Genomic DNA, 20,628 nt, shown 5'->3' with positions numbered 1-20,628 from the left:
AGGAGGAGCGAGGGCATGCGGTCTTTACAACCTCTTTAGATGTCGTGACCGGGCGCGAGCCCCGGAGTGACTTCCCGCGGGCACACTCGTTGCATGTCCATGACAAGTCTCGTTGCCGACGACGACCCGGACATCCGCGACTTCATCTGCTTCGTGCTGCAACGCGCCGGGCACGACGTGGCGGTCGCAGCCGACGGGTTCGAGGCCTGGACCAGCGCCTGCGAGAGCGAGTTCGACCTCATCGTCCTCGACCACCACATGCCCCGGATGACCGGGCTCGAGGTGGCCGAGCGCCTGCGGATCACCCGCCCCGGCGCGCCGGTGCTGCTGATGTCGGGCGACCAGGACGTCGCCTACCGGCACCCGCACTTCCTGTCCAAGCCGTTCAACCGCCTCGAGCTGACCGACGCGGTGGCCGCGCTGATGGGCCACCCGGCGCCCGGCTGAGTCGTCGGGGTCAGAGGTTGACCGTGATGTCGGCGTCCTCGCGAAGGCCGTCGACGAGCTCCTGCGCGATCCGGCCGGTCTCCTCGGCCTTCGCCTGCTCGGCGATCTGCTCGCGCACCTCGGCGAAGGGCGGGATCTCCTGCCCGGTCTGCGCCTGCTTGGCCTGCGCGTAGATCTCCCGGAGCTCCTTGCCGGTCGGCTCCGCAGGACCACCCTCGTCGGCGACGAGCTGCTCGATCATCACCTGGGTGCCGACCTGGGTGCGGGCCTGCTCCTGGCTCATGCCCTGCTCCTCGATCGCCTTCAGCAGCTCCTCGCCGGAGGCCATCTGGTTCTGCTGCGCGAGCTGCTCGAGCTCGGCGTCCACGTCCGCGTCGGTGACGGACAGGCCGCGCTCGTCCGCCTCCTGGGCGAGCAGCTCGGTGTCGACCAGGTCGTCGACGGTCTGCTTCCTCAGCGCGTCCTCGTCGGGCGCCGCGCCGCTCATCTGCGCCTCCATGGTCGCCCGCTGGAAGGCCGCCTCGTAGAGCGGTGCGAACTCCTCCTTGGTGACCTCCTCGCCGTTGACCTCGGCCACCACGTCGGGGATGCCCTCGAGGTCGGGGCCGGCGGCGGCCGTGTCGTCCGCGGACGCGCTGGGCGACTCGCTCGCGGAAGGAGCGGCGTCGGGCTCGTCGCGCGAGTCGTTCTCGCTGCCGCACGCGGACAGGGACAACAGGGCGGCGGCCGCGAGGCCGACGAGGGCGGTGCGGGTCCGCGAGGTGCGCATCATGGAGATCGTCTTCGAAGTCGTGGAAGTCATCGCCATCGACGGTACGCACCGAACCTGAGCGTCCTCCTCAGGATCCCGGGGGTCGCGTCAGAGGGAGTCCGGCACGACGAGCGCGTCGGGGTCCTGGCGCACGGGCAGCTGCGCGAGCGCCGTACGCACGAGCGTGAGGCGCGCGGCCACCGCCACCTTCTGGCGGAGCCGGCCGACGCCGGTCTCGCCGAGGGTCTGCTGGACCGCGGTGCCGATCTGGTCGTCGGTGAACGTCGGCCGGGTGCCGGCCGGGACCTCGACATCGGGCAGGGCGAGCAGGACGGGCAGCACCTGGCTGCCGACGGCCTCGAGGAGATGGTAGCGCTCGAGCTTGCTCATCGCCTCCCACGCCGCCTCGCCCTTGGCCCTCCTGCCGACCTTGCCCCCGGCCACGACCTTGGCCGCGGCGGTCACGGCGACCGTCAGCTCGTGCTCGGTGAAACGCATGGCTCCAGCATGCCCGACCCCCGGCCGCGGGGCGTACGACCGTCCGCCGGGCCGGCTGCTGGCAGGATCGACGGGTGGCAGCCCACCCGACCGCCTACGAGCGGCACGCCCCCTCCGCCGCGCTGGTCGAGCGCGCGCTCGCCCCGAGCGTGCAGGCCGTCCACTGGCTCGACGAGGCGGGTCCCCAGGCCCGCCACCCGGAGCTCCTTGCGCCCGTCCGGACGGACCTCACGGTCGTGGGCGGCGGCTACCTCGGCCTGTGGGCGGCGGTGCACGCCAAGCGGCGCGACCCCGGTCGCCGCCTGGTCCTCCTCGAGGCCCGCACCGTCGGCTGGGCGGCGTCGGGCCGCAACGGCGGCTTCTGCGAGGCGTCGCTGACCCACGGCGAGGACAACGCGCGCCACCGCTGGCCGGAGGAGCAGGAGGTCCTGGCCCGGCTCGGCCGCGAGAACCTCGACGGCTTCGAGGCCGACGTGCGCGAGCTCGGCCTCGACTGCCAGTGGGAGCGCACGGGCACCCTCGCCGTCGCGGTCGAGGAGCACCAGGTCGACTGGCTGCGCGACCGGCCCCACTTCCTCGACGCGGCGCGGACGCGCGCGGAGATCGACAGCCCGCTCTTCCTGGCCGGCGGGCTCGAGCCGGACGAGACCGCCCTCGTGCACCCCGCACGGCTGGCGCTCGAGCTGGCCCGCGTGGCGACGGAGCTCGGCGTCGAGGTGCACGAGCACTCCGCGGCCACCGCGCTGCGGCGTACGCCGTCCGGTGCCGTGGAGGTGCACACCGATCGGGCCGTGGTCACCTCCGACCACGTGGTCCTCGCGACGAACGCCTTCCCGTCGCTGCTGCGGCGCAACCGGTGGATGACGGTCCCGGTCTACGACTACGTGCTGATGACGGAGCCGCTCACCGCCGACCAGCGGGCCTCGATCGGCTGGCAGGGACGGCAGGGACTGGCCGACCTGGCCAACCAGTTCCACTACGCCCGGTTGACGAGCGACGACCGGATCCTGTGGGGCGGGTACGACGCCGTCTATCCCGCCGGCGGGAAGGTGGCCGCCCGCCACGAGGACCGGCGCGCGAGCCACGCGCGGCTGGCGTCGCACTTCCTGGCGACCTTCCCGCAGCTGGAGGAGGTCCGGTTCAGCCACCGCTGGGCGGGTGCCATCGACACGTGCACGCAGTTCACCGCGTTCTACGGCCTGTCGCACCGTGGGCGGGTGGCCCACGCGGCCGGGTTCACCGGCCTCGGCGTGGGTGCCACCCGCTTCGCGGCGGACGTGCTGCTCGACCTGCTCGCGGGAGAGCCGACGGAGCGCACCGAGCTGCGCATGGTGCGCGAGCGCCCGCTGCCCTTCCCGCCGGAGCCGCTGTCCTCGATCGGCATCAACCTCACGAGGTGGTCGCTCGACCGGGCCGACCACCGGCAGGGTCGGCGCAACGCCTTCCTGCAGGTGCTCGACCGGGTCGGGCTGGGGTTCGACTCCTGACGGGGTCGACCCCGGTGTGGTGCGGGGTCAGGCGGCGGGGCGGGACTCGCCCAGGTCGGCCCGGAGGTCGGCCAGGATGCGGGTGAGCACCCGCGAGACCTGCGCCTGCGTGAGACCGACGGCGTCGGCGATCTCCTGCTGGGTGCGCTCGTCGTAGAAGCGCATCCGGACGATGCGCCGGTCGCGTGCGGAGAGCCGCCGGATGACCGGCTCCAGCACGATGCGGGCCTCGGCCGACCGCATCGCGCGGTCCTCGTGGCCGATCAGGTCGCCCAGGCTCGACGTGCCGTCACCGACGGTGGCGTCGAGCGAGGTCGGCGTGAAGCACCCGTCCGCGGCGAGGGCCTCGACCACGTCGTCGAGCTGCTCGCCGAGGTGCGCCGCGACCTCCGTCGGACGGGGCGAGCGGCCGAGCTGGGCCTCGAGCTCCTCATGGGCCGACGCGACCCGCGCCTGCATGTCCTGCACGCGGCGCGGCGGCCGGATCATCCAGCCCGAGTCGCGGAAGTGCCGGCGGAGCTCGCCGCGCACCGTGGGGACCGCGAACGACAGGAAGTCGTGCCCGGCGGAGGGATCGAATCGCTGCGCGGCCTTGGTGAGGCCGAGGAGTGCCACCTGCTCGAGGTCGTCGAGGTCGATGCCGCGGTTGCGGTAGCGGGCGGCCATCGAGCGGGCGACGGCGATGTTGGTCTCGATGAGCTGACGGGTCAGCTCGTGGTGCTCGGAGTCCGGACCCGAGTCGGGCCCCGCGGACCGGAGGCCGGAGACGATGTCGTCGGTGCGCCGCGCTCGCTCCGGACCGTCAGGGGCACGGAAGGACCGGCGGACGGGCGAGGGGACGGACGACAGGGTGGTCGTCGCGGGGGTGGAGCTGACAGGAACGATCGAGGTGGTGACCACGGCTCGTGTCCTTTCGGCAGAAGATGACGCTTGCCGTGGTCTCCAGCAAGTTTCTTCCTCGACCGTGCCACGGTCCAGACCAGTGCACCAGCCGAAAAGCGAAACGTTGCGCTACCGTCCGATGTCGGGTAGGGGTCAGCCGCCCGCGCGGTGGAGCGTCTCGCTCGGGTTCTCCTCGAAGACATGGCGGTACTCGGTGGCGAACCGACCGGGGTTGTAGAAGCCGAAGCGCGCTGCGCCGTCGCTGACCGTCAGCGCCGAGCCGTCTCGCAACGACTGCCGCACCAGGTCGAGCCGCACCCGGCGCACGTAGGCCATCGGCGTGCACCCGAGGTGCCGGCGGAAGGCGTACTGCAGGGCGCGGGGGGTGACCCGGCACGCCCGCGCGATGACCGCCAGGCTCAGGTCCTGGTCGGGGCAGGACTCGATGAAGCGCTGGGCTCGGAGCACCGCCGAGGGCGTCGCGTCCCGCGCGTCGCGCTGCAGCTCGCGCCCGGGCGTCCCGTCCAGGACGTTGTTGGGGAACGTCTGCAGGAGCGTGTGCCCGAGCAGGCGCGATGCCTCCCCGTGGGCGAGGGGAGCGTCAAGGCCGGGGAAGCTGGCGCTCATCTGGTCCACCGTGGCGCGCCAGCGCGCGCCGGCCTCAGGCGTGCGAGGGACGAAGCTGGTGAAGGAGATGTGCTCCCAGGGGTAGTCGGGGACGACGTCCTCCACGGCCGCGGTCAGCACCTCGGCGGTGATGGTCGTGTTGCGCACCTCGTAGCCCTCACCGCGGCCGGCGAAGGGCATGTCCCAGCCGGCGGCGAGGACCGTGCCGCCGTCGTGCCGGCGGTCGGTGACGTCGCCGCGGGAGTACTCGATGGCACCGTGCAGCACGTCGACCACCACCAGGAACGGCATCGCGTCGGAGTCGAAGTCGACGGGCGAGTCGATCCGGAGCTGGTCGAACGCCACGCCGCCGTGGTCGCGGCGGTGATGGCTGACGGCGCCCATCCGGCCGGTCAGCCGGAGGGTGGTGCCGTAGGCGGTGTCCAGCCAGTGGCGCGCCTCGTCACCGCCGCCCTCGAAGTCGAGGTCGACGGCGGGGGGTGAACCGCGCCGGGCCATGAGCTCTGACATGCGTGTGCCTCCCCGAACGGAGAGCGAAGGACCCATGGGCTCGAGTCACCTCGACTCTAGCCCACATCCGGTCACCAGCCCACCGTGAGCCGATGCTCGACACCAGTTGTAGGGTCGGCGACGCACGTGTTGGAGATCCGCCCCGTGTCCGCGGACCTGCGTCATGAAGAGGTGACGGATGTCTGCCCCACCCTGCCCTCCTGCGGGCGAACCGGCCCCGGCCGCTCCGGCCGAGGCGCTGCGTGACGAGGTCTCCCAGCTCCACGAGGCCGTGCGCTCCCAGCGCGACATCGGCATGGCCATCGGCCTGGTCTCCGCGAGCTACCACTGCAGCACGGAGCAGGCGTGGCGCACGCTGCTCCGGGTCTCGCAGGACAGCAACACCAAGGTCCGCACCGTGGCCGCGGTCCTCGTGGCCACCCACGACGGGACCGCGGACGCCGACGACGTCGCGGCGCTGGGCCGCCTCACCGACCACCTGCCCGCCTCCGGTTGGCCAGCGTCGGCGCGGACGGGGGAGGATCCCGCTCCATGAGCATCGACGACGCGGCCCTCGCCGAGAGCCTCCGCCGGCTTAGCCGGTCCCCCGGCGACGACGGCAGCGTCATCCCGGTGCTGGAGCAGGTCGTCGCGGCGTGCGTCGACCTCTTCGGCGTGGGCGGTGCCGGCCTGCTCATCGCCGACGAGCAGAACGTGCTGTCCTACGTCGCCGCGAGCGACGGTCCGGGCCGGATCCTGGAGAAGGTCGAGACGGAGTCGGGGCAGGGTCCGTGCACGGAGGCGTTCGTGACGGCCACCGTCGTCACCACGCGTGACGTGACGGCGGAGGGCGAGCGGTGGCCCGTGCTCGCCGCGGCGATGGCCGACCAGCCCGTACGCGCGGTGCTTGGCACGCCGGTGCGCCTGGGCGGGGTCCCGGTCGGCACCCTCGACGTCTACCGCGAGCAGCCCCACGAGTGGGACGCGAGCGAGGTCGCGGCCCTGGCCCGCTACGCGGATGTCGTGTCCAGCACCCTGTCCGCCGCCCTCCGGGCCCACACCGCCGGTGAGCTGTCCCGACAGCTCCAGCACGCCCTCGACTACCGCGTGGTGATCGAGCGGGCGGTCGGCTTCCTGATGGCCAAGGAGTCGCTCGACTCCGTCACCGCCTTCAACGCGCTGCGGCTCGCGGCGCGCAGCCGCCGGACGAAGATCGGCGCCGTCGCCGAGCGCGTCCTCGGCACGGGCGGCCTGCCGGCCTGATTCAGTCGTCGACGCTCTCCGACGCCCGGTCGTGCGGGACGACGCGCGTCTCCACGATCTGCGCCGCCACGTCGCGGAGCTTGACGTTGGTCGTGGAGGAGAGCCGGCGCAGCAGCTCGAAGCTCTGCTGCTGGTCGATGCCGTAGCGCTCCATGGCGATGCCCTGGGCCATCCCGATGACGTGGCGTGAGCTGACGGCCGCCTGCAGCGCACCCGCCCTGTGGGCGGACGACAGCGCCGTCGTGGCGTGGGCCGCGTAGGCGAGGGCGAGGTCCACCACGTCGCGCCCGGCGAACGCCCCGCCCGCGCCGCTGTAGAGGTTGAGGGCGCCCAGCGGCCCGTCCCGGTCCGTGATCTCGACGGCCAGCAGCGAGCGCACACCCAGGCTCGCGGCCCGGGGACCCCAGGCCGGCCAGCGGGCGTCCGCGCCGACGTCGCCGCTGCGCAGCCAACCGCCCGCATCGGCGACCTGGAGGCACGGCCCCTCGTCGAGGGCGTACTGGAGCGCGTCGGCATCGGGGACGAGCTCGCGCATCCGGAGGACGACAGCGCGCGAGGTGAGGGCCTCGTCAGGCTCCTGCTGCAGGTCGGCAGCGAGGGCCGCGAACACGGCCACGGAGTCGTGGAACGACAAAGAAGATCCTTGAGGACATCGCTTCTGCGACCCGTGTTCTGGAGTCAAGCGTGAATTTATCCTCCCCCCTGAGCGCTGTTCAACGCGACACCTCCCTCGGGATGGTGATCTGCCGGGTCGCACGCGCATGCGAGACGCTCGAGTGGGTACCCGTGCGCGTGACCATGTCCGACGCGATCGCGGCTGCGCCGCCTGTCCCGAGGCGGTCGAGCGACCGCGAGGTCGTCGTCGCCTCGGTCCCCGCGTCGCACGTCTACGTCCGCCACCTGGCCCCGGAGGACGGCTCCGGCCCGCGCCGGCTCCCCGACCCCGTGCCCGAGGGCGCTGCGGACACCCAGCGGTGGTGGCCGCCGGTGATGCTCGACGCCTCGTGGGTGGAGAGCCACGACTTCGACGTCTTCCACCTCCACTTCGGCTTCGACGCGCGGAGCGTGGAAGACCTGGAGGAGCTGGTGGCCGCCCTGCGACGCCGCGGCAAGCCGTTCGTCTTCACGGTGCACGACCTGCGCAACCCCCACCACGCCGACCGCACCGCCCACGACCAGCAGCTCGACGTCCTCGTGCCGGCGGCCGACGCCGTCATCACCCTCACCCGCGGTGCCGCCGACGAGATCCGGTCCCGGTGGGGCCGCGAGGCGTTCGTGGTGCCGCACCCGCACGTCGTCCCCCTGGACGTGATGCGACGGGCCGCCGCCATGCGCGACGTACGCCGCCGCGGGCTGCGCGAGCGCGAGTTCCGCGTCGGGGTGCACGTCAAGAGCCTGCGCGCCGGGATGCACCCGCACCCCCTCGTGCCCGTCCTCGTCGACGCGCTGCGCGACCTTCCCGGAGCGGTCCTGCAGGTCAACGGCCACCGCGACGTGCTGACGCCCGGTGGTCCCCGCTACGACGCCGAGCTGGCCGGGATGCTCCTCGAGCACTCCGCACGGGGTGATGTCGACCTGCGGATCCACGACTTCCTCGACGACGACGGCCTCTGGGACTACCTCGCCTCGCTCGACGTCTCCGTCCTCCCCTACCGCTTCGGCACCCACAGCGGGTGGCTCGAGGCCTGCCGCGACCTCGGCACGGCCGTCGTCGCCCCGTCGTGCGGCTACTTCGCCGACCAGGCACCGGTGCTGACCTACGGGCACGACGAGCGGCACCTCGACGTCGAGAGCCTCGCCGACGCGGTCCGGACGGCGTACGCCGCGGCCCCGCGCCCGGCCAGTGTCGAGATGCGTCGGCGACAACGGGCACAGGTCGCCGCCGCGCACGCACGCATCTACGAGTCCGTGCTCGACCCCGAGAGGTGAGGATCTGCCTCGTCGCCTCCAGCCGCTTCCCGATCCGCGAACCCTTCGCGGGCGGACTCGAGGCCATGACGCACACGATGGCGCGGGGGCTCGCGGCGCGGGGACATGAGGTCACGCTCTTCGCCGGTCCGGGCTCGGACGGTTCGCTGCCGGTCCGTCTCCGTGAGCTCGACACCTTCGAGCCGAGCGCCGAGGCGCTCGCCGACCGCTTCGCGCCCGGTCCGGCCTGGCTGGCCGAGCACCACGCCTACCTGGGCCTGATGCTCGACCTGGCCCGCTCCGGGCCGGACGACTACGACCTCATCCACAACAACAGCCTCCACCACCTGCCGATCGCCATGTCACCGGCCGTCGACGTGCCGATGGTGACGACGCTGCACACGCCTCCGCTGCCGTTCCTCGAGTCGGCGCTGGCCCTGGAGGCCACCGCGTCCTCCTTCGTCGCGGTGAGCGAGTGGACCTCGCGGTCGTGGCGCCACGTCGTCCCCAGCACCGTCATCCACAACGGCCTGGACCTCGCGGCCTGGCCCGTCGGCCAGGGCGGCGGACCCGTCGTGTGGTCCGGACGCCTGGTGCCGGAGAAGGGCGCGCACGACGCCATCGAGGCGTGCCGCCTCGCCGGGCTCCCCCTCGTGCTCGTCGGCCCCCGCCAGGACCCCCGCTACTTCCGCGAGGTGATCGAACCCCAGCTCGGCGACGGCGTGACCTATGCCGACCACCTGCACCAGCGCCACCTCGCGCGGCTCATCGGATCGGCGTCGGCCGCCGTGGTGACGCCCCTGTGGGACGAGCCGTACGGCCTCGTCGCCGCCGAGGCGCTCGCCTGCGGCACCCCCGTCGCGGGCTACGCCCGGGGCGGGCTGACCGAGGTCGTCGACCCGGACGTCGGCGTGCTCGTCACGCCGGGCGACACCGCTGCCCTGGCCGACGCGATCCACCGCGCCTCGCGGCTGGACCGGCGGGCGGTGCGGGCGTACGCCGAGGCGACCTGCAGCGCCGATGCCATGCTCGACGGCTACCTCGCGATCTATGACGAGGTCTGCCGGCGGGACGACGCGGCGTGACGCGCCCGCGCGGGACCGTCGGCTACTACGTCCACCACGTCGGCAGCGGTCACCGGCACCGCGCCGAGGTGCTCGCGGCACGGCTGGGCGCCGAGGGCGTGGCCGTCACCGGGCTGTCCTCGCTCCCCCGTCCTGCCGGCTGGAGCGGGGAGTGGGTGCGGCTGCCCGCCGACGACGACGGCGCCACCCGCGAGGTCACCGCCCGCGGCCACCTGCACTGGGCGCCGCTGCACCACGACGGCACGCGCGAGCGGGCCGCCGCCCTGTCCGCCTGGCTCCACGCCGCACGGCCGGACCTGCTCGTCGTCGACGTGTCGGTCGAGGTGCTCCTGCTGGCGCGGCTGCACGGCGTCCCCGCCGTGTCCGTGGTCCTTCCCGGGCGACGCGACGACCCGGCCCACCTCCTCGGGATGGGGGTCGCCGAGGCGCTGGTCGGGTTCTGGCCCGCCGAGGCGACCGGCATGACGCCCGGCCTCCCGGAGGACCTGCGCAGCCGGCTGGTGCCCGTCGGGGCGCTGTCGCGCCACCCGGTGCGCCCGGCACCGACCGCCACCGGCGCACCCGGCGCACCCCCCGCCCGGACCGTCGCGCTCCTGCTGGGGTCGGGCGGGCACGACATCTCCGGCGCCGACGTGGACGCGGCCCGCCGGGCCACACCCGACTGGGACTGGCGGATCCTGGGCGCCGACCGCAGCACGTGGGTCGACGACCCCTCGTCGGTCCTGGCCGAGGCCAGGGTGGTCGTCACCCACGCCGGCCAGAACGCGCTCGCCGAGACCGCGGCCGCACGGACGCCGGCGGTCGTCGTGCCGCAGGACCGGCCCCACCGCGAGCAGCGCACCACCGGCGACGTGCTGGCCACCGGCTGGCCCGCCGTCGTGTGCCCCGCCTGGCCGGGGGACGAGTGGCCGGAGGTCCTCGAGCGAGCCGCCGCCCTCGACGCGCGCCGCTGGGCGGACTGGTGCGACGGGGACGCGGCCGACCGCTTCGCCGACGTCGTGATGGCGACTCGCGCCCGTGTCGTCGCGGGGGACGCCGGATGAGCGGGGTCGCCGTGGTGACCATCGCCCACGGACGTCACGACCACCTCGCCGCCCAGCACCGCGCGCTGGCGCGCGGGACCCACCTGCCCGACCACTACGTCGTCGTGGCGATGGACGACCCCGCGATCGTGGACCGCCGCGACGGCGACCTCGCCTCGCGGGTCGTCCGGACGGGTCGGGGGCCCGCCGGGGCGCTCCCACTGGCCGCCGCCCGCAACCTCGGCGTCCGCACCGCGCTCGACGCCGGGGCGGATGTCGTCGTGCTGCTCGACGTCGACTGCCTCGCCGGCGCCGGGCTCGTGGCGGCGTACGCCGACGTGGTGCGGGCCCACCCCGGTTCGGTCTGGTCGGGCCCGGTGACCTACCTCCCTCCCGCTCCCGCGACCGGCTATCCCGACGACCCGTCGGCCCTCGCGGCCTGGGACGACCCGCACCCGGCGCGGCCGCACCCCGCCCCCGGCGAGCTCCTCGAGTCCGTGGACCCCGACCTGTTCTGGTCGCTGTCCTTCGCCCTCGCCGCGGGGACCTGGCAGCGCACCGGCGGCTTCTGCGAGGACTACGTCGGCTACGGCGGCGAGGACACCGACTTCGCGCGCACGGTGCTTGCCGCGGGCGTCGGACTCGGCTGGGTCGGCGGTGCCCGCGCTTACCACCAGCACCACCCCGTCAGCAGCCCTCCCGTCGAGCACGTCGACGACATCCTGCGCAACGGACGGATCTTTCGGGCCCGGTGGGGGCACTGGCCGATGGAGGGATGGTTGGCTGCGTTCGAGGAGCGTGGCCTGGTCCGTCGACACCACGACGACTGGGTCCGCACGGCAGCCCCGTCCGACGCCCGAGCGAAGGAGACAGCATGAGCACGACGAGCCGTTCGATCGCGGCGACGCCCGACCGGGTGTGGGAGGTCCTGGCCGACGGCTGGCTCTACCCGCTCTTCGTCGTCGGGGCGTCCCGGATGCGAGACGTCGACGAGACGTGGCCGGCGGTGGGCTCGCGACTGCACCACAGCGTCGGCACGTGGCCGCTCCTCATCGACGACACCACCTCGGTCCTCGAGGTGGAGGAGCAAAGCCACCTGCTGCTGCTGGCGCGCGGCTGGCCGGCCGGGCAGGCCAACGTGGACATCTCGCTCCAGCCCGACGGGGCATCGACCACGGTGACCATCGTCGAGGACGCCAGCGCCGGGCCGGGCCTCCTCGTCCCCAAGCCGCTCCGCGACCTCCAGCTGCACCACCGCAACATCGAGACCTTGCGGCGGCTGGCCTTCGTGGTGGAGGGACGGACCAAGTGACCGGCCGCGCGCCGGGGACCTACGACGCCGTCGTCGTCGGCGCCGGCCCCAACGGCCTCGTCGCGGCCAACCTGCTCGCCGACGCCGGCTGGGAGGTGCTGGTCCTGGAGGCCCAGCCGACGCCCGGCGGCGCGGTCCGCAGCGACCGCGAGCTGCACCCCGACTTCGTGCACGACACCTTCAGCGCGTTCTACCCCCTGGCGCTCGCCTCGCGCACCATCCGGTCGCTCCACCTCGAGGACCACGGCCTGGCGTGGGAGCACGCGCCCGCCGTGCTCGGCCATCCCTTCGGCGACGACAGGTGGGCGATCCTCCACCGCGACCGACACGACACGGCCGCCGGCCTCGAGGCGCTGCAGCCCGGTGACGGTGACACGTGGCTCGAGCTGTGCAGCACGTGGGACCGCATCGGTCCCGCGATGGTCGACGCCCTGATCTCGCCCTTCCCGCCGGTGCGCGCCGGTGCCCGCCTGCTGCCCGCGGTGGCGCGGACCGGCGGGCTCGACACCGTGCGGATGCTGGCCACCCCGGTGGCCTCGCTCGGCCGCGAGCTCTTCGAGGGCCCGGCCGCTGCGCTCCTGCTCGCCGGCAACGCCGGCCACGCCGACTTCCCGCTCGCCTCACCCGGCTCCGGGGTCTTCGGCGTGCTGATGACCATGCTCGGGCAGACCGTCGGCTTCCCCGTGCCGCGCGGCGGGGCGCAGTCGCTCACCGACGCGCTCGTCAGCCGCTTCACCAGCCTCGGCGGCCGGCTGGAGACCGGCACCGAGGTCACGGCCGTCGACGTGCGCGACGGCCGCGTGGCCGGCGTACGCACCCGCGACGGGGAGGCGTACGCCGCCCGCGCGGTGCTCGCCGACGTCTCCGCGGCGCACCTCTTCGGCGGGCTCGTCCCCGACGAGGACCTGCCCCCGCGGCTGGTGCGCGGGATGCGCGACTTCGAGCTCGACCCCGGCACCGTCAAGGTGGACTGGGCGCTGTCGGGCCCGATCCCGTGGCGCAACCGGCCCGACAAGGTCCCCGGCACGGTGCACGTCGCGGACTCCGTGGAGGAGATGACCGAGACGCTCGCGAAGGTGTCGTCGGGCGTCGTGCCCGACCGGCCCTTCCTGCTCACCGGGCAGATGACCGCCAGCGACCCCACCCGGTCCCCCGCCGGGACCGAGTCGTTCTGGGCCTACACCCACGTGCCGCAGCCCGGGATGACCCGCCACGACGCCGGTCCCGACGGCATCACGGGCCGGTGGGACCACGACGAGACCGAGCGCTTCGCCGACCGCATGCAGGCGCGCATCGAGGCCGTGGCGCCGGGCTTCGGCGACCTCGTCCAGGCGCGTCGGGTGCTGGGACCCCACGAGCTCGAGGCGCGCAACGCCAACCTCATCGGCGGGGCGGTCAACGGCGGCACGTCCCAGCTGCACCAGGAGCTGATGTTCCGGCCGGTGCCCGCGATGCGGGGCCGGGCGTCGACGGGCGTCCCCGGGCTGTTCCTCGCCTCCGCCTCGGCCCACCCCGGCGGTGGCGTCCACGGCGCGGCCGGGGCCAATGCCGCCCGCGCCGCGATCTGGCAGGAGCGCACCGGGCGCCTGCGACCCGCCGCCCTCCTGTCCCGGCTGAACCGAGGAGCGTCCACGTGACGGAGCAGATGACCTTCGGCACCCTGACCATCGCGTTCGACGAGCGCGTCCTGCGCCCGCGCGAGTGGACGTCGGCCCAGTCCGACTGGGCGGCCGACCTGTCCCTGGAGGCCCCGGCCGGCCCCGTGCTCGAGCTGTGCTCGGGTGCCGGCCACATCGGCCTGCTGTCCGTGGCGCTCTCGGGTCGCAGCCTCGTCTGCGTCGACGCGAGCGCGGTGGCCTGCGACTTCGCCCGCGCCAACGCCGTCGACGCCGGGCTGGCCGACCGGGTCGAGGTCCGCGAGGGCCGGCTCGAGGACGCCCTCGCCACGGGCGAGCTCTTCCCCGTCGTCATCGCCGACCCGCCGTGGGTGCCGCGCCAGGAGACGGGCCGCTACCCCGAGGACCCGCTCACCGCGATCGACGGCGGCGACGACGGCCTCGACGTCGCCCGGGCGTGCCTGGCCGTCATCGACGCCCACCTCGCCCCCGGCGGGTCCGCGGTCCTCCAGGTGGGGACCACCGGACAGACCGACATCCTCCGCGACGAGCCCTGCTTCGCCGAAGGTCGGCTGGAGATGGTGGAGGTGCGCCAGGAGGTGCGCGGAGTGCTGGCGCGGATCGACCGCGCGGGCTGACGTACGACGCGCCGCCCGAGCGGTGCGATCGGCCGCGGAGCGGTGCCATCTGCCGCGGAGCGGTGAGTGAGGCAGCCGGAGCGGTGAGTGAGGCAGGTTCTGCACGCCGAGAACCTGCGTCACTCACCGCTCGAGCGGCGGAGGGGTGAGATCTGCCGCCGGAGCGGTGAGTGAGGCACGTTCTGCACGCCGAGAACCTGCGTCACTCACCGCTCGAGCGGCGGAGGCGGAGGACCTACCCCCGCGGGATCACCTTGTGGGTCCCGTCGCACCACGGCAGCCGGCTGGACTTCTCGCACCGGCACAGCGCGACGACGGGGCGCTCGACCGGGTGGATCGTGCCGTCGGCGGCCTGCACCGACGTGGCGTTGCGGAGCAGCAGCGGGCCGTCGGGGCACAGCACCACGTCGGGGTGGTCGAAGTCGCGGTCGGCGGACATCAGACGTCCCACGACGCGAGCAGGGCGGTGGCGAACCGCGCCTCGACGTCCAGGCAGGTGTAAGCCCCGAAGAGGATCTCCGTCGCCTGGTCGGGCTCGTCCTCCGCGAGCGTGCCGCAGATGTCGCGGGTGGCGAGGTGCTCGTGGATGGCGTCGGCCTCGACGTGCTCGTCGTAGTACGCCGCCATCGGCCCGCCCAGGTCGAGGCGGTCCAACCCCTGCACCATCTTGCGCGAGGGCAGCGAGCTGGTCATCTCGAACGCGGCGAGGTGCCCCATCGCCGCGCCACGCAGGCGGCGGTGCAGGCCGAGGAGCGAGCCCGCGTTGTTCATCTCGAGGGTCTCGGGGAGGGCGTCGTCGACGTAGGCGCCGTACTCCGAGCGCAGCCCGATCGCGTCCAGGCCCCGCGCGAACATGTGGGCGTGCAGCCGGTTGGGGTCGCCGTCGCCGTACTCGTCGTACTGCAGCTCCATCAGCGCGGCCTTGGCGCGCACCGGGAGCCGCGGCACGACGAACGCGGAGGGGTCGGACTCCTTGAGGTGGTAGATCGAGCGCTGCCGCAGCAGCTCGAGCACCTGCTCGCGGTCGGCGCGCCGGCGTACGTGGTCGGCGAGGGACGGTCCGTCGTCCGCGGCGACCAGTGACTCGAGCGCCGCGGGCACCTGCGCGGGGTCGTCGACCTCGACGGCACCCGACTCCTGCCAGCGCGCCCGCAGCCGCTCCTCGAGCGCGGTCTCGAGCTCGTGGCGGACGACGAGCAGGTCCGGCGCCCACTCGGCGCGGTCGTCGGCGTCCTCGAAGCCGCGGTACGACAGCTCGTGCAGGGTCCAGAGCGCGATGCACTCGTCGTCCCAGGAGCCGGCGGCCGGGGCCGCTGCCACCGAGGTGGTGCCGTCGGTCAGCCGGGCGACGACCCACTCGCTGAGCGGCCCGCGGGGCTTGGGCAGCCTCACGGCTTGAACACGACCTTGACCATGCCGTCCTCCTTGTCGCGAAACTTCCGGTAGGCCTCGGGCGCCTGCGACAGCGGCAGGTGGTGGGTCGCGAAGGAGTCCACGCCGAGGTGGTCCTGGTCCTCCTTCAGCAGCGCGAGGATGTCGTCGCTCCACCGGCGCACGTTGGCCTGGCCCATGCGCAGCTGGACCTGCTTGTCGAAGAGCTCGAACATCGGCAGCGGGTCGGTGGGGGCGCCGTAGACGCCGGAGATGCTGATCGTGCCGCCGCGGCGCACGGAGTCGATCGCGCTCAGGAGCGCGGCCAGCCGGTCCGAGCCGGCGGTGAGCATCACCTTCTCCTGCACCTTCTTCGGCAGCAGGCCGAGGGCCTTCTGGGCGGTCTCGGCGATCGGCGACCCATGCGCCTCCATGCCGACGGCGTCGATGACCGCGTCGGCGCCGCGACCGTCGGTCAGCTCGCGCACGGCGTCGCCGACACCGTCGACCTCGGTGTGGTCGATGGTCTCGGCGCCGCGGCCGTGGACCCGGGCCAGGCGCTCACGGACGGAGTCGACCACGATGACGCGCAGGCCGCGGTGCATGGCGATCCGGGAGGCCATGTCGCCGATCGGGCCGGCGCCGACGACCAGCAGCGTGCCGCCGTCCTCGACGTCGGCGTACTCGACCGCCTGCCACGCGGTGGGCAGCACGTCGGAGAGGTAGAGGAAGCGGTCGTCCGGCGGGCCCTCGGGCACCTTGATCGGGAGCGTGTCGCCGAAGGGGACGCGCAGCAGCTCTGCCTGGCCGCCGGGCACCTGGCCGTAGAGCTTGCTGTAGCCGAACAGGCTGGCGCCGGTGCCGGTGTCGCGGTTCTGCGTGGTCTCGCACTGGCTGTAGAGCCCGCGACTGCACATCCAGCAGGTGCCGCAGCTGATGTTGAACGGCACGACGACCCGGTCACCGACGGTGAGGGTCGTGACGGCCGAGCCGACCGCCTGGACGATGCCCATGGGCTCGTGCCCGACCACGTCGCCGGCCGTCATGAAGGGGGACAGCGGGTCGTAGAGGTGGAGGTCCGAGCCGCACAGGCCCGTCGAGGTGATCTGCACGATCACGTCGGTCGGCTCCTCGATGACGGGGTCCGGCACCTCGATGACCTGCATGTCCTGCTTTCCCTGCCAGGTGACTGCCTTCATGAACTGGAGACCTCCTCGGTCTGCTCCGCCGCGGTCGTCGCGGCTGCTGGGTCGGGCACCGTGGTCGCGCGTGTCGCGCGCGCCGGCTCCGGGCCGGCTCTGTCCAAGGTGCTCACGAGAGCCAGTGCCCCGGTGCGCCGCCGAGCATGCGCACGCGCGCGACGTACGTCCGGTGGGGACGCATGCCGTCCGGGGGGTCGGGGAACCCTGCCGGGGACCTGTGCTCGATGCTGCTGTCTGGAGTCCCCGGATATCCGGTGACCGCCGGGAGATCGCGGAAGATCCGAGCCACCACGTGACCTCGATCTTCCACGTTGTCCCGAGGGGCGCCCCCGCACCGGACGGCGGCCGCCCGCCGTCCGGCGGCCGTGGTAGGACTCGTCCATGACCCGACCCCGGATCCGCGAGCGCGACGCCGTCGTTTGCACGGCGGGCCTGGCGGTCACCGCCCTCGCCTCGACGGTCGCGCGCCGGCACCCGGCCCCGGACCGTTGGCTGTTCGCCCTGGTCAACGACCACGGAGAGGCGCGGCCCTTCCGCATGCTCCAGCAGCTCGGTACGCCGTGGGTCCTCCCGGGCACCGCCGTCGTGGCCGCGCTCGCCGGACGTCGGCGACTGGCGCTGGCGGCGGCGCTCGCCCTGCCGCTGGAGAAGGCCCTCGAGGTGGGCATCAAGAAGGTACGCCCGGCGCCGCGGCCGCTCTACGTCCAGCCGACGGTGCTCCGCGACGACGCGCCCGTCGAGGGCGGCTCGTTCCCGTCCGGGCACGCGGCCATCGCGTTCGCGGCCGCCGCACTCGTGGCGCCCGACCTCCCGTCCCGCGCACGGCCCGCGGTGCTCGGCGCGGCGGCCGCCGCTGCCGTGGTCCGGATCGGCCAGGGCGCCCACCACCCGGTCGACGCCGTCGGCGGTGCGGCCCTCGGGGTGGCCGTCGCGGCGGGCCTGCGCTCGCTGGTGGGCCGCTGACCGTCACCCCTTGCGGTGCGGGACGAGCGGTGCGACGGTGAAGGGCTGGTCATGCGGGCGCCCCTTGGGACATGGCGACGCGGGTCAGCGACCCAGGCAGGGATGTGGACATGGACGCGCTCTTCGACCAGCAGCTGTCCGACGCGGTGCGCTTGCTCAACGCGCAGTCCGACCCCATCCACACCCTCCAGCGACTCGTGGACCTCGCTCCCGACCTCTTCGAGGAGTGCGACCACGTCGGGGTGTCGCTCGTCGAGCGCCACGCCATCCGCACCCCCGCGGCCAGCTCCGAGCGGTTGCGGATGCTCGACGAGGCGCAGTACGCCCTCCGCGAGGGCCCGTGCCGCGAGGCCATCCGCTCGGAGTCGACCGTCATCGTGGGCGACCTGGCGACCGACCCCCGCTGGCCCCGGTGGGGCAGCGCGATGGTGCGCGAGCTGGGGGTGCGCGCGAGCCTGAGCTTCCGGTTGTTCACCAGCGCGGACCACACCTGGGGCGCGCTCAACCTCTACTCCCGCACCCCGCGTGCCTTCGATGCGGACGACGTCGCGCACGGGCAGGCGATCGCGGCCGTGGCGGCCGTCGTGCTCGCCCGCTCGATCGAGGACGAGCACCTGCTGCGGGCGCTGGGCACCCGCGCGGAGATCGGGCAGGCGACGGGCATGCTGATGGAGCGGTTCGACCTCTCCGCCGAGGCGGCGTTCGAGGTGCTCCGACGCATCTCGTCGCACGAGAACACCAAGGTCCGCGACGTCGCCTCCGAGATCGTCCGGACCAAGCGGGTCCCCGTGCGCGACCCCGGCGCGCGGAGGGGGCAGGGTCCGGAACGCGACGAAGCACCGGACGCCGAACCGCGCTGACAAGGTGCTGACACGCGCCGATTGCCGGCCCCATCCCGCCCGAAGTGGGGTGGTCATGACTCCGCGCCGGGTGTGAGGCTTCACCACGTGAGTGACGAACGCGACGCAGCGCACCAGCGACCCTCCGGCGTGACCGACGAGACCATCGAGGCCCTCGGCAAGCTGTCGGCCGCCCTCGACCACGTCGAGGACGCCCGCGGCCACCTCTACGCCTTCCACCGGCTGATGGGCAGCGGGGAGAGCACGCTCGAGGAGGCTCACGCGCTGCTCGAGGAGGCAGGTCACACCGACCTCGCCGACTCCCTGGACCGCGACGTGCTCGGCGGTGACCCGCTGCCCGGGATGTGGTCGTTCCAGATGGTCGAGTCGTTCGACGACGGCTACTACGCCCGCGCCAAGGGCCTGCACCAGCGCGCGCTCGACGAGCTCGTCGAGGGGCGGCGCCACGTCTTCGAGGCCGAGATGAAGGAGCTGCGCCGCACGCACGGGCGCGACGGCCACGAGGCCAAGCCGTCGGACGTCGACGACTACCAGCGCTGAGCCCTCAGCGGTTGGTGCTCAGCCCCGGCGGCGGAGCTCGGGGAGCACGTCGGAGTCGTAGGCCGCGATCATCTCGGCGTAGTGCGGGCCCATGTTGGCGACGTACACCTCGTCGAAGCCGGCCTCCACGAAGGGCGTGAACACCTCGACGTGCTCGGCGACGTCGGGGCCGAACGCGCCGTTGGAGGCGACCGCATCACGGGTCACCAGCTCGCTGGCCTGCTCGAAGTGCTGGGGGCTGGGCAGCACCTGGCTGAGCTCGCCGGGCAGGCCCGCGTTGGGCCACAGCTCGTACGCCGCGTCGATCGCGTCGTCGCGCGTCGATGCCCAGGCGACCTTGAGGCCGGCCTGGGTGGGCGCGTCGGGGCCCTTCGCCTCCCGGAACGTCCTCACGCCCTCGGCATCGGGCTGGGTGGTGACGAAGCCGTCGGCGATCCGGCAGGCCACCTCGAGGGCCTTGGGGCCGAAGGCGCTCATGTAGATCGGCGGCGGCTCGTCCGGCAGCGTGTAGAGGCGCGCGGTGTCGACGTCGTAGTGGCGGCCCTCGTGCGAGACGACCTCACCGGTCCAGAGCCGCCGGATGACCTCGACGGCCTCCTCGAGCATCTCGAGCCGTACGTCGGTGCGGGGCCACGCGTCACCGAGGACGTGCTCGTTGAGCGCCTCGCCGGTGCCCACCCCGAGCCGGAAGCGGCCCTCGCCGAGCAGCACCGCCGACGTGGCGGCGGCCTGCGCGACGATCGCCGGGTGCACCCGGACGGTCGGGCAGGTGACGGCGGTGGTGACGGGGAGGTCGCAGACCTGCGCGATCGCGCCGATCATCGACCAGACGAAGGGCGACTGGCCCTGCGCGTTGTTCCACGGGTGGAAGTGGTCGCTGATCCACAGCGCGTCGAAGCCCGCCTCCTCGGCCAGCCTGGCCTGCTCGACCAGCTGCGCCGGGGCGTACTCCTCGCAGGAGAGGAAGTAGCCGAAGCGGGTCACGACCGCGCGTGGGCCACCGGGCGGACCGAAGCGGCGGAGCGCGCGGCTTCGGCGCCGTCCGACATCAGCAGCCCGTGCTGGATCGCCCAGAGGACGGCCTGCGAGCGCGAGGTGACCTCGATCTTGGAGTAGGCGCCGCGGATGTAGGACTTCACGGAGTTAATGCTGAGGTTGGTCTCCTCGGCGATCTCCTTGTTGGCGCGTCCAGCGGCGATCATCGAGAGGACCTCGGTCTCACGCTGGGTGAGGGGCCACTTCTGCGCTGCGGGGCGGCTCGCCTCGGGCTGGCCGGTCCACGCGTCGACGACGACACGACCGTCGGCGATCTGGAGGAGGTTCCAGATGAGTCGGCGGGCGGGGAGCCACTTGCTGACGAAGCCGGCGGCGCCGCGCGACATCTCGGTCGACACGGCTTCCGGGCTGCAGTCCCAGCCGTAGGCGACCATCCGGGTGGGGAAGCGCTGCGGCATCGCGCGCGTCCCCATCGACCGGCCGTGGGCGGAGGGCTCGTAGAGGGTGAGGTCACAGAGGGGCGACGGCTCCTCGGACCGGTGCGGCACGACGGTGACGAGCGCCGAGTGCGGCTCCAGCATCGCGCGGATGCCGTGCACCACGAGCTCGCTCTCGTCGACGACGGCGACCTTGATGTGCCGGGTGGCGGGTGCTGGGTGTCGCTCCATGGG

The 20,628-nt window shown here is 73.6% G+C and carries 24 protein-coding genes; 14 read left to right on the top strand and 10 right to left on the bottom strand.

The features are described from left to right. Positions 1 to 93: 93 nt before the first annotated feature. A complete protein-coding gene (locus SHK17_RS02210) occupies positions 94 to 447 on the top strand; it encodes a response regulator (RefSeq protein ID WP_322920937.1) in 354 nt (117 codons plus the stop codon). Between the two features lie 10 nt (positions 448 to 457). On the opposite strand, the gene SHK17_RS02205 is transcribed toward SHK17_RS02210, so the two are convergent. Both SHK17_RS02205 and SHK17_RS02200 read right to left on the bottom strand, forming a co-directional pair. Further along, positions 458 to 1,249 carry a SurA N-terminal domain-containing protein gene (locus SHK17_RS02205; protein ID WP_322920936.1) on the bottom strand — a complete coding sequence of 264 codons (792 nt, stop codon included), beginning with the start codon at positions 1,247 to 1,249 and terminating at the stop codon, positions 458 to 460. A gap of 57 nt (positions 1,250 to 1,306) precedes the next feature. Continuing rightward, a complete protein-coding gene (locus SHK17_RS02200) occupies positions 1,307 to 1,696 on the bottom strand; it encodes a hypothetical protein (protein ID WP_172269331.1) in 390 nt (129 codons plus the stop codon). Between the two features lie 74 nt (positions 1,697 to 1,770). Here SHK17_RS02200 and SHK17_RS02195 point away from each other — a divergent pair, with 74 nt between their 5' ends. Further along, positions 1,771 to 3,183 (top strand): NAD(P)/FAD-dependent oxidoreductase, encoded by a 1,413-nt coding sequence (locus SHK17_RS02195; protein WP_322920935.1) that lies wholly within the window; start codon positions 1,771 to 1,773, stop codon positions 3,181 to 3,183. 27 nt (positions 3,184 to 3,210) lie between these two features. Here SHK17_RS02195 and SHK17_RS02190 read toward each other — a convergent pair whose 3' ends face one another. After that, the gene (locus SHK17_RS02190; RefSeq protein ID WP_322425134.1) at positions 3,211 to 4,083 is read right to left on the bottom strand and encodes a sigma-70 family RNA polymerase sigma factor; all 873 of its coding nucleotides are present in this window, start codon (positions 4,081 to 4,083) and stop codon (positions 3,211 to 3,213) included. Positions 4,084 to 4,218: 135 nt separating this feature from the next. Continuing rightward, entirely contained in the window at positions 4,219 to 5,202 is a 984-nt protein-coding gene (locus SHK17_RS02185; protein ID WP_172269328.1) for a helix-turn-helix domain-containing protein, read from the bottom strand. A 178-nt stretch (positions 5,203 to 5,380) separates the two neighbouring features. Here SHK17_RS02185 and SHK17_RS02180 point away from each other — a divergent pair, with 178 nt between their 5' ends. Next, a complete protein-coding gene (locus tag SHK17_RS02180; RefSeq protein WP_172269327.1) occupies positions 5,381 to 5,737 on the top strand; it encodes an ANTAR domain-containing protein in 357 nt (118 codons plus the stop codon). After that, on the top strand, positions 5,734 to 6,444 hold the full coding sequence (locus tag SHK17_RS02175; protein ID WP_322920934.1) for a GAF and ANTAR domain-containing protein: 711 nt from the start codon (positions 5,734 to 5,736) through the stop codon (positions 6,442 to 6,444). The genes SHK17_RS02180 and SHK17_RS02175 overlap by 4 nt, the downstream gene beginning before the upstream one ends. Before the next feature lies 1 nt (position 6,445). Here SHK17_RS02175 and SHK17_RS02170 read toward each other — a convergent pair whose 3' ends face one another. Further along, entirely contained in the window at positions 6,446 to 7,078 is a 633-nt protein-coding gene (locus tag SHK17_RS02170) for a GAF and ANTAR domain-containing protein (protein ID WP_322920933.1), read from the bottom strand. Between the two features lie 152 nt (positions 7,079 to 7,230). Here SHK17_RS02170 and SHK17_RS02165 point away from each other — a divergent pair, with 152 nt between their 5' ends. Genes SHK17_RS02165 through SHK17_RS02135 form a run of 7 tightly spaced genes read left to right on the top strand, consistent with a single transcriptional unit; the run spans position 7,231 to position 14,025 of the window. Beyond that, entirely contained in the window at positions 7,231 to 8,373 is a 1,143-nt protein-coding gene (locus tag SHK17_RS02165; RefSeq protein ID WP_322920932.1) for a glycosyltransferase, read from the top strand. Then, positions 8,370 to 9,437: a glycosyltransferase family 4 protein gene (locus tag SHK17_RS02160; protein WP_322920931.1), complete on the top strand. Its 1,068-nt coding sequence runs from the start codon at positions 8,370 to 8,372 to the stop codon at positions 9,435 to 9,437. Before SHK17_RS02165 ends, SHK17_RS02160 begins: the two co-directional genes overlap by 4 nt. After that, positions 9,434 to 10,480 (top strand): glycosyltransferase, encoded by a 1,047-nt coding sequence (locus tag SHK17_RS02155; RefSeq protein ID WP_322920930.1) that lies wholly within the window; start codon positions 9,434 to 9,436, stop codon positions 10,478 to 10,480. Before SHK17_RS02160 ends, SHK17_RS02155 begins: the two co-directional genes overlap by 4 nt. Beyond that, positions 10,477 to 11,337 (top strand): glycosyltransferase family 2 protein, encoded by an 861-nt coding sequence (locus SHK17_RS02150; protein WP_322920929.1) that lies wholly within the window; start codon positions 10,477 to 10,479, stop codon positions 11,335 to 11,337. Before SHK17_RS02155 ends, SHK17_RS02150 begins: the two co-directional genes overlap by 4 nt. Next, a complete protein-coding gene (locus SHK17_RS02145) occupies positions 11,334 to 11,771 on the top strand; it encodes an SRPBCC family protein (protein WP_172269316.1) in 438 nt (145 codons plus the stop codon). The genes SHK17_RS02150 and SHK17_RS02145 overlap by 4 nt, the downstream gene beginning before the upstream one ends. Then, positions 11,768 to 13,408: a phytoene desaturase family protein gene (locus SHK17_RS02140; protein WP_322920928.1), complete on the top strand. Its 1,641-nt coding sequence runs from the start codon at positions 11,768 to 11,770 to the stop codon at positions 13,406 to 13,408. The genes SHK17_RS02145 and SHK17_RS02140 overlap by 4 nt, the downstream gene beginning before the upstream one ends. Beyond that, positions 13,405 to 14,025, top strand: coding sequence for a class I SAM-dependent methyltransferase (locus SHK17_RS02135; protein WP_322920927.1), 621 nt, complete (start codon positions 13,405 to 13,407; stop codon positions 14,023 to 14,025). The genes SHK17_RS02140 and SHK17_RS02135 overlap by 4 nt, the downstream gene beginning before the upstream one ends. 235 nt (positions 14,026 to 14,260) lie before the next feature. On the opposite strand, the gene SHK17_RS02130 is transcribed toward SHK17_RS02135, so the two are convergent. Genes SHK17_RS02130 through SHK17_RS02120 form a run of 3 tightly spaced genes read right to left on the bottom strand, consistent with a single transcriptional unit; the run spans position 14,261 to position 16,595 of the window. Beyond that, entirely contained in the window at positions 14,261 to 14,464 is a 204-nt protein-coding gene (locus SHK17_RS02130) for a CDGSH iron-sulfur domain-containing protein (protein ID WP_322920926.1), read from the bottom strand. Beyond that, entirely contained in the window at positions 14,464 to 15,417 is a 954-nt protein-coding gene (locus tag SHK17_RS02125; protein ID WP_322920925.1) for an iron-containing redox enzyme family protein, read from the bottom strand. The genes SHK17_RS02130 and SHK17_RS02125 overlap by 1 nt, the downstream gene beginning before the upstream one ends. Continuing rightward, positions 15,414 to 16,595 carry a zinc-dependent alcohol dehydrogenase gene (locus SHK17_RS02120; protein ID WP_322920924.1) on the bottom strand — a complete coding sequence of 394 codons (1,182 nt, stop codon included), beginning with the start codon at positions 16,593 to 16,595 and terminating at the stop codon, positions 15,414 to 15,416. The genes SHK17_RS02125 and SHK17_RS02120 overlap by 4 nt, the downstream gene beginning before the upstream one ends. Positions 16,596 to 16,979: 384 nt before the next feature. On the opposite strand from SHK17_RS02120, the gene SHK17_RS02115 reads away from it, so the two are divergent. The 3 genes from SHK17_RS02115 (at position 16,980) to SHK17_RS02105 (ending at position 18,961) form a co-directional block, all read left to right on the top strand. Further along, positions 16,980 to 17,561: a phosphatase PAP2 family protein gene (locus SHK17_RS02115; protein WP_322920923.1), complete on the top strand. Its 582-nt coding sequence runs from the start codon at positions 16,980 to 16,982 to the stop codon at positions 17,559 to 17,561. Between the two features lie 110 nt (positions 17,562 to 17,671). Beyond that, positions 17,672 to 18,421, top strand: coding sequence for a GAF and ANTAR domain-containing protein (locus tag SHK17_RS02110; protein WP_322920922.1), 750 nt, complete (start codon positions 17,672 to 17,674; stop codon positions 18,419 to 18,421). 87 nt (positions 18,422 to 18,508) lie between these two features. Beyond that, positions 18,509 to 18,961 (top strand): hypothetical protein, encoded by a 453-nt coding sequence (locus SHK17_RS02105; protein WP_322920921.1) that lies wholly within the window; start codon positions 18,509 to 18,511, stop codon positions 18,959 to 18,961. 18 nt (positions 18,962 to 18,979) lie between these two features. On the opposite strand, the gene SHK17_RS02100 is transcribed toward SHK17_RS02105, so the two are convergent. Continuing rightward, entirely contained in the window at positions 18,980 to 19,945 is a 966-nt protein-coding gene (locus SHK17_RS02100) for a TIGR03557 family F420-dependent LLM class oxidoreductase (RefSeq protein ID WP_322920920.1), read from the bottom strand. Further along, a complete protein-coding gene (locus tag SHK17_RS02095; RefSeq protein ID WP_322920919.1) occupies positions 19,942 to 20,625 on the bottom strand; it encodes a response regulator transcription factor in 684 nt (227 codons plus the stop codon). Before SHK17_RS02095 ends, SHK17_RS02100 begins: the two co-directional genes overlap by 4 nt. Positions 20,626 to 20,628 lie beyond the last annotated feature (3 nt).

The organism is Nocardioides renjunii (assembly GCF_034661175.1).
GTDB lineage: Bacteria > Actinomycetota > Actinomycetes > Propionibacteriales > Nocardioidaceae > Nocardioides > Nocardioides renjunii.
This window is presented reverse-complemented; position numbering and strand designations above follow the sequence as displayed.